Source organism: Citrobacter sp. Colony219 (genome assembly GCF_019382635.1).
Classification (GTDB): Bacteria; Pseudomonadota; Gammaproteobacteria; order Enterobacterales; family Enterobacteriaceae; genus Citrobacter; species Citrobacter youngae.
Genome location: NZ_CP080033.1, coordinates 2388583 through 2402135, shown reverse-complemented (window position 1 = coordinate 2402135; position 13553 = coordinate 2388583). Strand labels below are relative to the sequence as shown.

Annotated in this window: 15 protein-coding genes; 4 read left to right on the top strand and 11 right to left on the bottom strand. The window is 51.5% G+C overall.

Going from position 1 to position 13553, the window contains the following annotated elements:
* Nucleotides 1-237 (top strand): hypothetical protein (locus JTI85_RS21390; RefSeq protein ID WP_255574746.1); only part of this gene is annotated, 237 nt, incomplete at its 5' end.
* An 80-nt stretch (nucleotides 238-317) separates the two neighbouring features.
* On the opposite strand, the gene JTI85_RS10595 is transcribed toward JTI85_RS21390, so the two are convergent.
* The 3 genes from JTI85_RS10595 to JTI85_RS10585 are packed head-to-tail and all read right to left on the bottom strand — an operon-like array spanning nucleotide 318 to nucleotide 2835.
* The gene (locus tag JTI85_RS10595; RefSeq protein WP_048211834.1) at nucleotides 318-1130 is read right to left on the bottom strand and encodes a MetQ/NlpA family ABC transporter substrate-binding protein; all 813 of its coding nucleotides are present in this window, start codon (nucleotides 1128-1130) and stop codon (nucleotides 318-320) included.
* A 21-nt stretch (nucleotides 1131-1151) separates the two neighbouring features.
* Nucleotides 1152-1820, bottom strand: coding sequence for a methionine ABC transporter permease (locus JTI85_RS10590; RefSeq protein WP_048211835.1), 669 nt, complete (start codon nucleotides 1818-1820; stop codon nucleotides 1152-1154).
* Nucleotides 1813-2835, bottom strand: coding sequence for a methionine ABC transporter ATP-binding protein (locus JTI85_RS10585; RefSeq protein ID WP_048211836.1), 1023 nt, complete (start codon nucleotides 2833-2835; stop codon nucleotides 1813-1815). The genes JTI85_RS10590 and JTI85_RS10585 overlap by 8 nt, the downstream gene beginning before the upstream one ends.
* 375 nt (nucleotides 2836-3210) lie before the next feature.
* On the opposite strand from JTI85_RS10585, the gene JTI85_RS21385 reads away from it, so the two are divergent.
* The 3 genes from JTI85_RS21385 (at nucleotide 3211) to lpp (ending at nucleotide 5369) form a co-directional block, all read left to right on the top strand.
* Complete coding sequence (locus tag JTI85_RS21385) at nucleotides 3211-3405, top strand: hypothetical protein (RefSeq protein ID WP_245163452.1); 195 nt, start codon at nucleotides 3211-3213, stop codon at nucleotides 3403-3405.
* A gap of 7 nt (nucleotides 3406-3412) precedes the next feature.
* Nucleotides 3413-4825: a pyruvate kinase PykF gene (gene pykF, locus JTI85_RS10580; protein WP_003029366.1), complete on the top strand. Its 1413-nt coding sequence runs from the start codon at nucleotides 3413-3415 to the stop codon at nucleotides 4823-4825.
* A 307-nt stretch (nucleotides 4826-5132) separates the two neighbouring features.
* Nucleotides 5133-5369, top strand: coding sequence for a murein lipoprotein Lpp (gene lpp, locus JTI85_RS10575; protein ID WP_003029373.1), 237 nt, complete (start codon nucleotides 5133-5135; stop codon nucleotides 5367-5369).
* A 68-nt stretch (nucleotides 5370-5437) separates the two neighbouring features.
* Here the strand turns inward: lpp and JTI85_RS10570 are convergent, their stop codons facing one another.
* The 8 genes from JTI85_RS10570 to JTI85_RS10535 form a co-directional block, all read right to left on the bottom strand.
* Nucleotides 5438-6442: a L,D-transpeptidase family protein gene (locus JTI85_RS10570; RefSeq protein WP_200044211.1), complete on the bottom strand. Its 1005-nt coding sequence runs from the start codon at nucleotides 6440-6442 to the stop codon at nucleotides 5438-5440.
* Between the two features lie 123 nt (nucleotides 6443-6565).
* Nucleotides 6566-6982, bottom strand: coding sequence for a cysteine desulfuration protein SufE (sufE, locus tag JTI85_RS10565; protein WP_048211838.1), 417 nt, complete (start codon nucleotides 6980-6982; stop codon nucleotides 6566-6568).
* Between the two features lie 12 nt (nucleotides 6983-6994).
* Nucleotides 6995-8215: a cysteine desulfurase SufS gene (gene sufS, locus JTI85_RS10560; protein WP_219351465.1), complete on the bottom strand. Its 1221-nt coding sequence runs from the start codon at nucleotides 8213-8215 to the stop codon at nucleotides 6995-6997.
* Complete coding sequence (sufD, locus tag JTI85_RS10555) at nucleotides 8212-9483, bottom strand: Fe-S cluster assembly protein SufD (protein ID WP_219351464.1); 1272 nt, start codon at nucleotides 9481-9483, stop codon at nucleotides 8212-8214. Before sufD ends, sufS begins: the two co-directional genes overlap by 4 nt.
* Nucleotides 9458-10204: a Fe-S cluster assembly ATPase SufC gene (sufC, locus tag JTI85_RS10550; RefSeq protein WP_061067804.1), complete on the bottom strand. Its 747-nt coding sequence runs from the start codon at nucleotides 10202-10204 to the stop codon at nucleotides 9458-9460. The genes sufD and sufC overlap by 26 nt, the downstream gene beginning before the upstream one ends.
* 16 nt (nucleotides 10205-10220) lie before the next feature.
* Nucleotides 10221-11708 carry a Fe-S cluster assembly protein SufB gene (gene sufB / locus JTI85_RS10545; protein WP_061067803.1) on the bottom strand — a complete coding sequence of 496 codons (1488 nt, stop codon included), beginning with the start codon at nucleotides 11706-11708 and terminating at the stop codon, nucleotides 10221-10223.
* An 8-nt stretch (nucleotides 11709-11716) separates the two neighbouring features.
* Nucleotides 11717-12085, bottom strand: a complete 369-nt coding sequence (gene sufA, locus JTI85_RS10540; RefSeq protein WP_115602118.1) for a Fe-S cluster assembly scaffold SufA — start codon at nucleotides 12083-12085, stop codon at nucleotides 11717-11719.
* Between the two features lie 491 nt (nucleotides 12086-12576).
* Nucleotides 12577-13452, bottom strand: a complete 876-nt coding sequence (locus tag JTI85_RS10535) for a LysR family transcriptional regulator (RefSeq protein WP_048211843.1) — start codon at nucleotides 13450-13452, stop codon at nucleotides 12577-12579.
* Nucleotides 13453-13553: the final 101 nt, after the last annotated feature.

Sequence of the window (13553 nt, the reverse complement as noted above, 5' to 3'; positions counted from 1 at the left end):
GGCGTGATGCCTGGGGTAATCGCAATTGAGCATGGCTATGGACATAAAGAGATGGGCGCTGCGCAGCATACGCTCGACGGTGAGCCGATGCCGTTTGATAAAAAGATAAAGTCGGGAATCAATATCAACGATCTGGGCTTTGCGGATCCGACACGAAAGGTTGCCAACACCTGGCTGGATTGGGTTTCAGGAGCCGCTGTGCGTCAGGGGTTGCCAGCGAGAATTGAACGAGTATAGCTCTGCGCGAACGCATTTTACCCGGCCTACAAGACGTCGTAGGCCGGATAAGGCACTGCCGCCACTCAGCAAAAAGCGGATCAGTTATTAACCGGGATCACCGCGCCTTTATATTTGGTACGGATCCAGTCCTGGATCTCTTTGGAGTGCAGCACATCAACCAGCGCCACGATATCCTTTTTCTTCTCGTCACCGCGATGCACGGTAATGATATTGGCATACGGGTTGTTTTCACCGCTTTCTACGGCAATCGGATCTTTCACTGGATCCAGTCCGGCGTCGATTGCGTAGTTGGCGTTAATCACCACCGCATCCCCTTCTTCATTGTTATACATCTGCGGTAACAGCGCCGCTTCCACGTTAGGTAAGAACTTCAACTTTTTCGGGTTCTCTACGATGTCGCTAATGCGCGCCGTCACTTTATCCACACCCGGCTTCAGCTTGATCACGCCCTCTTTTTCAAAAATCGACAGAATACGACCTTCTTCAGATACCGCATCACGCATGATCACCTTGCCACCTTCCGGCAGATCCTTCAGTGACTTCACCTTTTTCGAATAGATACCAATCGGCTCAATATGAATCGCCCCTGCGCTGACGAAATCATAGGATTTGTCGCCAGCATGATCTTTAATCACGCTATTCAGGTACGGGATATGCTGGAAGTAGTTAGCGTCAATCTCACGACCCGCCAGCGCGGTGTTCGGCAGAATGTAGTCCTGGAATGGTTTAATCTCCAGGTCTATCCCTTGCTTCGCCAGTATAGGCTTAGCCTGCTCGAGGATCTCTGCATGCGGCACGTTGGACGCGCCAACGGTCAGCGTATCTGCCCACGAGGCAAAGCTCAGGGCGCTTAAGGTTGCAGCTGCGAGTAATGTCAGTGATTTTTTCATGATGATGGTTTCCGTATTTTATTAGCGTTTATCTAACAGAGAGGTGATCACATCGCCGCAAAGCTGAATGATGAAGACGATGAGCAGAATCGTTACCGTCGCCACCAGCGTGACGTCGCTGTGGTTGCGCTGGAATCCTTCCAGATAAGCCAGGTTCCCTAAACCACCTGCACCAATCACCCCCGCCATCGCGCTGTAGCTAACCAGTGCAATCAGCGTCACGGTGATCCCGGACACCAGAGCGGGTGAGGATTCCGGCAGTAAAACCCGAAAAACAAGCGTCGTCAGACGTGCGCCCATCGAGCGCGTCGCTTCAATAACGCCTTTATCGACTTCACGCAGGGCGATTTCGACCAGGCGTGCGTAAAAAGGTGCAGCCCCCACAATCAACGCGGGCAACGCGGCATTGGCGCCGAGAATGGTGCCAACGATCGTTTTGGTAAACGGTATTAGCAATACGATCAGAATGATGAACGGGATCGAGCGGAAAATATTGACCACCAGCGAGATCGCGCTATACAAGGCGCGGTTCTGGAATAGTCCACCGCGAGCGGTCAGGAACAGCGCCAGCCCGAGTGCAATCCCAAGGACAAACGTTGCCGCACCAGAAAGTGCCGTCATATAGAGCGTTTCCTGGGTTGCTGCCAGCAGTTGGTCCCACTTCAGATGGGGAAACAGATCTTCAGGCATGTTGAATCACCTCGCCTTCAATGTCGCTCTGGCGCAGGTCGGCCAAAATATTGTTCAATTGTTCCTCAGAGGCCACAACGTGCACCCAGAGCTGACCAAACACACCGTGCGCGGTTTGCGTCATCTTGCCGTGCAAAATGTTAAACGGCAGGCCATAGCGTAAGGTCAATTCGCCAACCACTGGCCGATGCGTACGTTGCCCGGTAAACGTAAGCCTGATCACCACGCCGCCAAGTTCGCTGGCCAGCTGCGGGTTGAATTCGTCTTCCTCGGCATATTGACTCACCTGACGAACGAACTGTCGGGTGATCGGTTGTTGTGGATGGGTAAAGACAGTAAGTACATCGCCCTCTTCAACCACCCTGCCGTTTTCCATTACCGCGACGCGATCGCAGATCTTGCGTACCACGTGCATTTCATGGGTGATCAGCACGATGGTTAATTTGAAGCGACGGTTAATATCGAGCAGTAACTCCAGAATCTGATCGGTAGTTTGCGGATCCAGGGCTGACGTAGCCTCGTCACAGAGCAGTACATCAGGATTATTCGCCAGCGCGCGGGCGATCCCTACGCGCTGCTTTTGGCCGCCACTGAGCTGCGATGGATACGCATTTTCGCGACCGCTCAGACCGACAAGGGTAATCAGCTCGGCCACTCGCGCCTTAATCATCGCTTTCGGCGCACCGGCAATTTGCATAGAGAAAGCGATATTTTCACTGACGGTGCGTGACCACAGTAAATTAAAGTGCTGAAACACCATGCTGATTTTCAACCGTGCCTGACGCAACGATTCCCCGCGGGCGGCGGAAATATCCTGGCCGTTAATCGTCACGCTACCGGAGGACGGTTTTTCCAGACCATTGAGCAAACGTATTAAGGTGCTTTTTCCCGCCCCGCTGTAACCAATGATCCCGTAAATCTGCCCCTGCTCAACCGTCAGGTTGACATCATCGACAGCGGTAATAGAAAGCCTGCCTGGCGTAAACACTTTCGAAATATTTTTCAGGACAATCATGTCGTTTGGGTATCCGCTGCTGCTTATTGTTATCCTGCTAGTGCTTTTGGCTGTTTAGCAGTATGGATGTCCAAATGAGTGTAATCAGCGAGATTGACTTTTAAAATGAATTAAAAAGAATTTGATATAACTTTTAGAAATATGAAGACATTCGAGCCGGGATGACAGGATAACCCTTATCTGAGAGGACAAATGCAGGTTGTTGCGCAACAAACCTTGGCGGTGGACAACCTCTTTATCCATACCTATGAACAAATTAATGAATATTTCTTGTGAAACTGCACAGAACTCTTTTGAAACGCTGTTTCCATTTTCCTTTTTGATAATTTTCAGCGTATAATGCGCGCCAATTGTCTCTTGAATGGTTTCAGCACATTGACCTGTAAAACTCAACGACTACAAAACTCACCATCCCGTTGGGCTGAAACGCAAGCACACATTCCTCTGCACGCTTTATCGATGTCACCTATTCTTAGAGCGAGGCATCACAACTTTCGTAACTCAGGTTTAGCTTTCCATCCGTGCGCGATGGAAGCCAGATTTCCATATCCTTCTCAACTTAAAGACTAAGACTGTCATGAAAAAGACGAAAATTGTTTGCACCATCGGTCCGAAAACCGAATCCGAAGAGATGTTAACCAAAATGCTGGACGCGGGCATGAACGTCATGCGTCTGAACTTCTCTCACGGCGACTATGCAGAACACGGTCAGCGCATCAAGAATTTGCGCAACGTCATGAGCAAAACCGGCAAGAAAGCTGCAATCCTGCTCGACACCAAAGGTCCGGAAATCCGTACCATTAAGCTGGAAGGCGGCAACGACGTTTCTCTGAAAGCGGGCCAGACCTTCACTTTCACTACCGACAAATCTGTTGTGGGCAACAATGAAATCGTTGCTGTTACCTATGAAGGCTTCACTAAAGACCTGTCCGTCGGTAACACCGTTCTGGTCGACGATGGTTTGATCGGCATGGAAGTTACCGCTATCGAAGGTAACAAAGTTATTTGTAAAGTGCTGAACAACGGCGACCTGGGCGAAAACAAAGGCGTTAACCTGCCGGGCGTTTCCATTGCCCTGCCAGCACTGGCTGAAAAAGACAAACAAGACCTGATCTTCGGTTGCGAACAAGGCGTTGACTTCGTTGCAGCCTCCTTTATCCGTAAACGTTCTGACGTCGTTGAAATCCGCGAGCACCTGAAAGCGCACGGCGGCGAAAACATCCAGATCATCTCCAAAATCGAAAACCAGGAAGGCCTGAACAACTTCGACGAAATCCTCGAAGCGTCTGACGGCATCATGGTTGCGCGTGGCGATATGGGCGTTGAGATCCCGGTTGAAGAAGTTATCTTCGCGCAGAAAATGATCATCGAAAAATGTATCCGCGCACGTAAAGTCGTTATCACTGCGACCCAGATGCTGGACTCCATGATCAAAAACCCGCGTCCGACCCGTGCTGAAGCTGGTGACGTTGCTAACGCCATCCTCGACGGTACCGACGCAGTCATGCTGTCTGGTGAGTCTGCAAAAGGTAAATACCCGCTGGAAGCCGTTACCATCATGGCGACCATCTGTGAGCGTACTGACCGCGTGATGACCAGCCGTCTGGACTTCAACAACGACAGCCGCAAACTGCGCATCACCGAAGCCGTTTGCCGTGGCGCGGTTGAAACTGCAGAAAAACTGGATGCTCCGCTGATCGTCGTCGCAACCCAGGGCGGTAAATCTGCTCGCGCAGTACGTAAATACTTCCCGGATGCCACCATCCTGGCGCTGACCACCAACGAAACTACCGCGCGTCAGCTGGTGCTGAGCAAAGGCGTTGTTGCACAGGTGGTTAAAGAAATCAGCTCTACCGATGATTTCTATCGCCTGGGTAAAGAAGTTGCTCTGGAAAGCGGTCTGGCACAGAAAGGTGACGTTGTGGTGATGGTTTCCGGTGCGCTGGTTCCGAGCGGCACCACCAATACGGCATCTGTTCACGTGCTGTAATAATTCCATCGCGAATTAATTTGCTTAAAAAGCGCCCTTGCGGCGCTTTTTTATTTTCTTGATAGCCACGATTAATAAAAAATCAAATCGGATTTCACTATCCAATCCGAGATTATCTAAGATGAATCCGATGGAAGCTTTCTGTTTTCTCACGAGTTTTTAGCTGTTTTTGCACAATTCGATGCTTCTTTGAGCGAACGATCAAAAATAAGTGCATTCCCATCAAAAAAATATTCTCAACATAAAAAACTTTGTGTAATACTTGTAACGCTACATGGAGATTAACTCAATCTAGAGGGTATTAATAATGAATCGTACTAAACTGGTACTGGGCGCGGTAATCCTGGGTTCTACTCTGCTGGCAGGTTGCTCCAGCAACGCTAAAATCGATCAGCTGTCTTCTGACGTTCAGACTCTGAACGCTAAAGTTGACCAGCTGAGCAACGACGTGAACGCAATGCGTTCCGACGTTCAGGCTGCTAAAGATGACGCAGCTCGCGCTAACCAGCGTCTGGACAACGCAGCTACTAAATACCGTAAGTAATAGTATCTGTGTAATAGAAATGGCGCACATTGTGCGCCATTTTTTTTGCTCTGAATTCCCCTTCCCTGTTATTGCGTAGCGCGCACCTCAGCATCTTCTCCCGGCACACCATTTTGCGCAGACTTCACTTCTGGTCCATTGCTCGCGACCGATGCTTGCCCGGCAGTGACGGTGACCGGATAACCTGCACGACGATACAACGCCCTTTCCACCAGACTGTTATCCACCGCTTTATTGTCTTTAAACTGGGTAAAGCCGGCTGGTAGCACATACGGCATGGTCTGGACGTTTTGTTCCTCTTCCGGTGACAATGGCCTGTGCACCTCAACATAGCGCATACCATTTGGCTCGACGGCGTACTTTATCGGCTCGTTGATCACTCTGACAGGCGTACCTGGCCGCACCTGCTCGAACAACGCTTTGATGTCCGGTGCATTCATGCGAATACAGCCGGAACTCACACGCAGGCCCACGCTGTCCGGCGCGCTGGTGCCATGGATCAGGTATTCACCGTTTCCATGCGCCAGACGCAGTGCAAAGCGCCCTAACGGATTATTTGGCCCAGCAGGCACTACCGGCGGTAATGTTATGCCGCGCTCCAGAGAGCGTTTACGGATGCCCGGTGTAGGGGTCCAGGTCGGATTGGGGATTTTCTGACCAACCCGCGTTTCCATTACCGGCGTTTCCAGCCCCTGCAAACCGATACCAATCGGGAATACCTGAACACTATTCTCTCCCGGCGGGAAGTAATACAGACGCAGTTCCGCCAGATTCACAATAATGCCTTCGCGTGGCGCATCTGGCAGCAATAATTGCGAGGGAATAGTGATCAGCGTTCCGGGTTTAGGGACGGGGGCAATAGTATTGTTGGCTTCAAGGATCAGCATTGCGGCGGTATCAAACTTACGGGCAATCGCCTGTAGGTTTTTATCGCCTTCCTGCACGGTGTAGGTTTGATTTTGCCCGACAAGACGGCTGTTAGCCTGTGGCAAAGGATAATCGACCGCCCAGGCGGCCTGAATAGCGCTGTAGGCGCCGATCAGCATTAACGTAATAACAGACGCGCGTTTCATACTCACTCACCCCCCTGGCGTTGTTGCCGGATGACGGCAAACGTCCGATCCGGCCTACGAGTCATTGCGATGCCTTGCACGGAATCATTCCAGTCAGCCTGAAAGATGACGTGTTTTATCAGTTTAGCTAAGAGTTGCGGCTTTGGTGCGGATCGCCCGTATCATCGCTTCCAGTCCCTGTGAACGTGAAGGTGTGAGATGCTGTGCGAGCGCCATTTTTTCAAACCACGGGCGCACATCAAAATTCACAATATCCTGAGCCGTCATCCGGTCATACAAAATGAAGACGACGGCGATAAGTCCTTTCACAATTGCCGCATCACTGTCGCCCTGTAATTCAATAATACCTTCAGCATTCTGCCGCATAACAATCCATACCTGACTTTGACATCCCTGAATGCTATTTTCCGGGCAGCGATCGTCGGCAGTTAATTCCGGCAGGCGCTGACCCAGTTCAATGATGTACAGGTATTTCTCTTCCCAATTAGCGCAACGCAGAAAATTACGCAACAGTTTTTCTTTATCCGGTAGCGCAGCCATAATGCCTCCCTGTTATCCCAGCAAGTGATGAATACGCTTGAGGCCCGTTACCAGGCGATCCACTTCTTCATGGGTGTTATACATGGCAATGGAAGCCCGGCACATCGCGGGAACGTGATAATAAGCCATCAATGGCATAGCGCAGTGATGCCCAGTCCGCACTGCAATTCCATAGTTATCAAGAAAGCTACCGACGTCATACGCGTGATGTTTGCCGAGGTTAAACGCAATCACGCCCAGACGGTTTTCCGGGCCGTAGAGCGTCAGATCAGGTACCTCCGCCAGTTGCTCCAGCGCATAGCGCATCATGAACTGTTCATATTCGCTGATTTCACTAAGCCCCAGCGCGCTAACATATTCAATGGCCGCTCCCAGACCGATAATCCCTCCGGTGTTCGGCGTTCCGGCTTCAAAACGCCAGGGGGCTTTAGCCCACGTCGTTCCCTGGCTCAGACTGACGGTTGCTATCATCGAGCCACCGCCTTCCCACGGTGGCATTTCCTGCAGCAGCGACTCTCTGGCATACAACACGCCAATGCCGGTGGGTCCATACAGCTTATGTCCGGAGAAGACATAAAAGTCGCAATCCAGCGCCTGCACGTCCACCGGGTGGTGCATGACCGCCTGCGCGCCATCCACCAGTACTTTCGCGCCGTATTGATGCGCCAGCGCGATCATCTCACCCAACGGGTTTTCCGTGCCCAGCACGTTAGATACGTGGTTAATCGCCAGCAGCTTCGTGCGATCGTCAAACAGCGTCGGCAGCGTTTCCAACTGCAACGTCCCGTCGGCATTCAGTGGGATAACGCGCAGTTCTGCACCTGCGCGGGCGCACAGCATCTGCCAGGGGACAATATTGGCGTGGTGTTCCATTTCACTGATGATGATGTTATCACCCGCCCGAACATTGCTATTGCCCCAGCTGTTCGCCACCAGGTTGATGCCCTCCGTCGTACCGCGAACAAACACCAGCTCTTCGGCTGAACGCGCGTTAATAAACAATGACGCCAGCTTACGGACATTCTCCATTTTTTCCGTTGCCTGAGCGCTGAGCGTATGAATCCCCCGATGGACAGCCGCATAGCCATGCCGATAAAACTCTGCCTCGGCATCAATCACCTGGTTGGGCTTTTGCGCACTGGCAGCACTGTCGAGGTAAGCCAGCGGTAAGCCGTTGACCTCACGCGTCAGGACCGGAAAATCGGCCCGTACTTTTTCAATGGGAAATGTCATGCTACGCCTCCCGGCAGACGTTGGGCTATCCGCGCCAGTACCTGTTGTTTCAGCGTTTCATCGCTCAGAGCTTCCGTCAGTTCAGCGGCAAACGCGTAGAGAATCATCTGTTGGGCATCCTGCTGGCCAATCCCACGCGAACGCAGATAGAACATCTGTTCATCGTCGATCCGCCCTACCGTCGCCCCGTGGCTGCATTTCACGTCATCAGCGTAGATTTCCAGTTGCGGCCTGGTATCCACTTCCGCCAGTTTACCGAGCAGCAAATTATTGTTGGTCATCTGACCATCGGTTTTAATGGCATGCTGCGCCACGTTAATCAGGCCATTAAACACCGCCCGGCCTTTATCGCTGACAATCGTTTTATGTAACTGGCGGCTGTTGCAATACCCCTTATTGTGTTCAAGCCAGGTTCGGGTATCGCAAACTTCATTTTTCACCGGCATCGCCAGGCTGTTAAGGCGCAGTGTGCTGTTCTCCCCATTAAGCTGGGTACTGGTGTTATGGCGTAATACCGCACCACCGAGTAAGAAGCTGTAGCTCACCGCCGTCGCATCTGCCCCTAACTGGATATCGTTATGCGCGAAATGGTGGCTAACCGGATTCTCAAACGCCAGTTTGATATGGTGAAAATGGGCATTTGCCGCCACGTTCATCGTTAAGCGTGCACCGGTAAAATGTCGATGCGCATTCAGGCTAACATAGTGCTCAATGACGGTAGCCTCTGCACCTTCGGCCAGTTCAAGATGGTGACGATAGTGCGCGGTATTCACCTCATCACCTGCCAGCCCCTGGGTGATGTGCATCAACAGCAGCGGTTTCGCTGGACGTTGATATCGTTTGACCTGAATGTGCGTGACGCTGCGTGAGAGGCTTTCGGTCAGATGCAGGAACACCTCTGGCTGGATAGCCGCAGGGAGCGCCTGACGCGCATCATCAACGGTAATGTCAAAACCGCTACCTTCTGTGCTGTCGCTCAGCGTTGTAGAGAATTGCCCGTCGACAAATACCAGTCGTATGGCATCAATAGCCGGTGCCAACGCTTCACACTGGGCTGACGTTATCTCAGCAACATCACTGACAAACTGGCTGTTGGTTAACCCTTCCAGCGGCGTGTATTTCCAGTCCTCATGTTTACGCGTCGGCAACCCCAGCCGCAACATCTGTTGCAGGTGTTGTTGCGCATGCTGTGAGCGACGCTCACCCTGCGCTTCAAACAGATGATGCCACTGCTGGAGCACGTTACTGCTGTTCACTAAGCCAGCCATACCCTTGCTCCTCCAGCTGTTTAACCAACGTAAAATCACCGGACTTCACAATGCGCCCCTGGTAGAGAACGTGGACGTAATCGGGTTTGATATAGTCGAGGATTCGCTGGTAGTGGGTGACGATAATAAATGAGCGTTGCCCGTCGCGTAGCGAGTTCACGCCGTCGGCGACGATTTTCAGCGCATCGATATCCAGCCCGGAGTCCGACTCATCCAGAATGCACAACTGAGGCTCCAGCACCGCCATTTGCAAAATGTCATTACGCTTTTTCTCACCGCCGGAAAAACCAACGTTGACCGAACGGGTGAGCAAATCTTCCGGCATCTTCAGCAACGCAATTTTTTCTTCCATCAGATCCTGGAAGTCAAACCTGTCCAGCGACTCTTCGCCACGGTAGCTGCGCACAGCATTCAGTGCCGTTTGCAGGAAAAACTGATTACTGACGCCGGGGATTTCTACCGGATACTGAAATGCCATAAAGATGCCTTCACCGGCACGGTCTTCCGGTGACAGTTCCAGTAAATCCTTACCGTTGAATTCTACCGTCCCGCCAGTGACTGCATAATCTTCTCGTCCGGCGAGTGTCGCAGACAACGTGCTTTTCCCGGAACCGTTCGGCCCCATAATGGCGTGGACTTCTCCGGGGCGAATCTCAAGACTCAGCCCACGCAGAATCGCCTTATCTTCCACACTGACCTGTAAATCTTTAATGCTTAACATGTGCTTTCCTTAAATTTTAGCCGACGCTGTGTTCAAGACTTATGGCGAGAAGTTTTTGCGCTTCCACAGCAAATTCCAGCGGCAGCTCAGAGAACACGTCTTTACAGAAACCATTGACGATCATCGAGATAGCATCTTCTTCGCTGATGCCACGTTGCAGGCAGTAAAACAGCTGATCTTCGCCAATGCGCGAGGTCGTCGCTTCATGTTCAAGCTGAGCGCTGTTGTTACGGCACTCCACATACGGGAAGGTATGCGCCCCACAGTCCGCCCCGATCAGCATCGAATCACATTGGGTATAGTTGCGGGCGTTAGTGGCGGTAGGCATAATTTTCACTAAGCCGCGGTAGCTGTTCTGGCTATGTCCGGCAGAAATCCCTTTCGAGATAATTGTCGATTTCGTGTTCTTGCCAATGTGGATCATTTTGGTGCCGGTATCGGCCTGCTGATGACCGCTGGTCAGCGCAACGGAGTAGAATTCGCCGATCGAATTATCACCACGCAAAATGCAGCTCGGGTACTTCCAGGTAATGGCTGAACCGGTCTCTGACTGCGTCCATGACATTTTGCTGTTTTCGCCTTCACACAGCGCACGTTTGGTCACGAAATTCAGGATGCCGCCGGTATTGCCATCGCCGGGGAACCAGTTTTGTACCGTTGAATACTTCACCTCAGCATCTTTATGGATGATCACCTCAACCACCGCCGCATGCAGTTGGTAACTGTCACGCACCGGTGCCGAACAACCTTCGATATAGCTGACGTAACTCCCCTCATCCGCCACCAGAATCGTGCGTTCAAACTGTCCGGTTTTTTCTGCATTGATACGGAAATAGGTCGACAGTTCCATTGGGCAACGCACGCCTTTCGGCACATAAATAAACGTGCCGTCTGATGCTACCGCCGCATTCAGCGCGGCAAAGAAATTGTCATTCCCCGGGACGACGGTACCGAGGTATTTTTTTACCAGTTCAGGATGATCGTGGATGGCTTCGCCGAACGAGCAGAAAATAATACCCTGTTCCGCCAGCTTATCGCGGTAGGTCGTTGCGACTGACACCGAATCGAAAATGGCATCCACCGCCACCTCTTTGCCTTCACGGACCGGTACGCCAAGCTGCTCGAACGCGTCCTCAACCTCTTTGCTTAAAAATGCATTCGCGCCCGTTTGTTGCACCGCTCCCGGTTCAGAGGCGCAGGTTTCATCACAATTACCGCAAGAAGGTGCAGAGTAATAGCTGTAATCCTGGTAGTTCAGTTTGTCATAGTGCGCTTTTAGCCAGTGTGGTTCTTCCATCGTCAGCCACGCGTTAAACGCATTCAGACGGAATTCCAGCATCCAGTCGGGTTCATTTCGTTTTGCCGAAATCGCGCGCACGACCTCTTCGTTGATCCCTTTGGCCAGCTCATCGGTTTTGAGTTGGGTAAAGAACCCCTCTTTGTAATTGAGGTGCCCGCCAGCCCAGGTGTTGACATCGTCAGTTGCTTCAGTATTACGAGACATAGTACCGCCTATACCCCAAAGCTTTCGCCACAGCCACATTCGTTCTGGGCTTTCGGGTTATGAAATTTAAATAACTGATTTAATCCTTCACGCACGAAATCGACTTCAGTTCCATCGATAAACGGCATCGCCTGTAAAGGCACATACAGTCTGGCGCCATCCGTTTCAAACAGAAGATCGTCTTTCTCAGGTTGCTTGACGGTGTCCAGCACATAGCCGAATCCCGCGCACCCGGTTTGTTTCACGCCTAACCGCACACCCAACATATCGGGTTGCCTTGCCACCAGTTCACGGATATGCGCCGCTGCCGCTGGCGTTAACGTCAGCCCGCGCCACGCAAAATCGTTGGGATTAAATGTTCCTGAATGCAATTCCATAGGGTTACCTCGAGTCACTAGCTTTTAAGCTATAACACCATGTTAGTGATAATGATTATCACTTCAACCCCTCAACAGCAGGGGCATTCGGGTTAACCGCCCTTTTTGACGACTTTTATTAAGCATAGACCCTGCGGCGAGGGTTAACAGGGATGGATTTTTTTATTCAATACATTGATTAATAATAGATTATGAATGTGTAATCGTTCCGGCAGGTCAAATGCTAAAAGATGTATAGATAATGTCTATTTAAGGGATAGGTGGGGATGACTACGGGGGAGCAATACGGCCCAAAGCGCATGTGGGCCATAAAAAACCCTTAAGTCTGCTTGCTGGCAGGCTTAAGGGTTCCGGCCCCATCCGGCGCTTATCTCCGGCACTCACAATGGCTTAGCTCTTGAAGGGGCGATCAGAAGAATCTCATACACTGATAAATTTTTTTTAACACAAATTGCGCTTTGACTATTTGATAAACACACTCAATCACATAGTTAGCACTGTGTCTCATTCAGTGCGTCCAGCAACAGTCGCAACCCCGCAGGCTGGTGATCGCGGGAAAGATATAAACCATAAATCGGCAGGCGTTTAGGCTGTAGTTGGGGTAGAAGTCGTATTAATCTCCCCTGCGCCAGCCCTTCTCTCGCCTCCTGCTCAGGTACCAACGCAATCCCCATCCCCGCCAGGGCGGATTCACATAGCAGTGACGAGATACCGGCGCTTAAATTACCTTTAATGGCCACAGTGACAGCTTGCCCTTGCGCATCCAGAAAATGCCATGACTTTCCGGCGAATCCGCTGTAATAAAGGCAATTATGCTGCGCAAGATCGTCGACGTTTTTTGGGATGCCATGCTGGTTAAGATAATCCACGGAGGCACATAACACCGATTCACAATCCCCTAAGCGCCGGGCAATCGTTCCGGGTTCGGGGTTTTCCGTGATGCGGATCGCCACATCGATACGTTCTCCAACCAGGCTTACCGGTTGATTGTTGATCTCAACTTCAATGCGGAGGTCAGGATAGCGAGCAAGAAACGCGGGCAGCACCGGCGCCAGAATATGTATGGCGGTAAAATGTGCACACGCCACACGTAGCGTGCCCGATGGAGTTTGCGCGAGCCCGGCGGCACCGATATCTCGCGAAAGCTGTGCCAGGGTGCGGGTTTTCACCAATGCCTCTTCACCGGCAGGCGTGATTGTCAGGCGCCGTGACGAACGATGGATAAGCCGCGCCCCGGTCCACTTTTCCATCTCATCCAGATAGCGACTGACCATCGGCCGGGAAAGCCCCAGCGCGCGTGCGGCGGCACTCAAACTGCCTAAATCACAGATATGGTTAAAAACTGTTGCCGCCATGACTCTGTCCATTGCATCCCATCCGATCGTTTTATGAAACTCAGCATGTCCTGATATGGGAATTCTAACAGATCCGAATTTCCTTAAAATACGGGAACGATCAAAAGACAATG

Bases quoted from the DNA above. Each gene is read 5' to 3' on its own strand.
- sufD (WP_219351464.1), bottom strand. From the start codon at position 9,483: ATGGCTGGCTTAGTGAACAGCAGTAACGTGCTCCAGCAGTGGCATCAT.
- JTI85_RS10590 (WP_048211835.1), bottom strand. From the start codon at position 1,820: ATGCCTGAAGATCTGTTTCCCCATCTGAAGTGGGACCAACTGCTGGCA.
- sufC (WP_061067804.1), bottom strand. From the start codon at position 10,204: ATGTTAAGCATTAAAGATTTACAGGTCAGTGTGGAAGATAAGGCGATT.
- sufB (WP_061067803.1), bottom strand. From the start codon at position 11,708: ATGTCTCGTAATACTGAAGCAACTGACGATGTCAACACCTGGGCTGGC.
- lpp (WP_003029373.1), top strand. From the start codon at position 5,133: ATGAATCGTACTAAACTGGTACTGGGCGCGGTAATCCTGGGTTCTACT.
- sufA (WP_115602118.1), bottom strand. From the start codon at position 12,085: ATGGAATTGCATTCAGGAACATTTAATCCCAACGATTTTGCGTGGCGC.
- JTI85_RS10535 (WP_048211843.1), bottom strand. From the start codon at position 13,452: ATGGACAGAGTCATGGCGGCAACAGTTTTTAACCATATCTGTGATTTA.
- pykF (WP_003029366.1), top strand. From the start codon at position 3,413: ATGAAAAAGACGAAAATTGTTTGCACCATCGGTCCGAAAACCGAATCC.
- JTI85_RS10585 (WP_048211836.1), bottom strand. From the start codon at position 2,835: ATGATTGTCCTGAAAAATATTTCGAAAGTGTTTACGCCAGGCAGGCTT.
- sufS (WP_219351465.1), bottom strand. From the start codon at position 8,215: ATGACATTTCCCATTGAAAAAGTACGGGCCGATTTTCCGGTCCTGACG.
- JTI85_RS10595 (WP_048211834.1), bottom strand. From the start codon at position 1,130: ATGAAAAAATCACTGACATTACTCGCAGCTGCAACCTTAAGCGCCCTG.
- sufE (WP_048211838.1), bottom strand. From the start codon at position 6,982: ATGGCTGCGCTACCGGATAAAGAAAAACTGTTGCGTAATTTTCTGCGT.
- JTI85_RS10570 (WP_200044211.1), bottom strand. From the start codon at position 6,442: ATGAAACGCGCGTCTGTTATTACGTTAATGCTGATCGGCGCCTACAGC.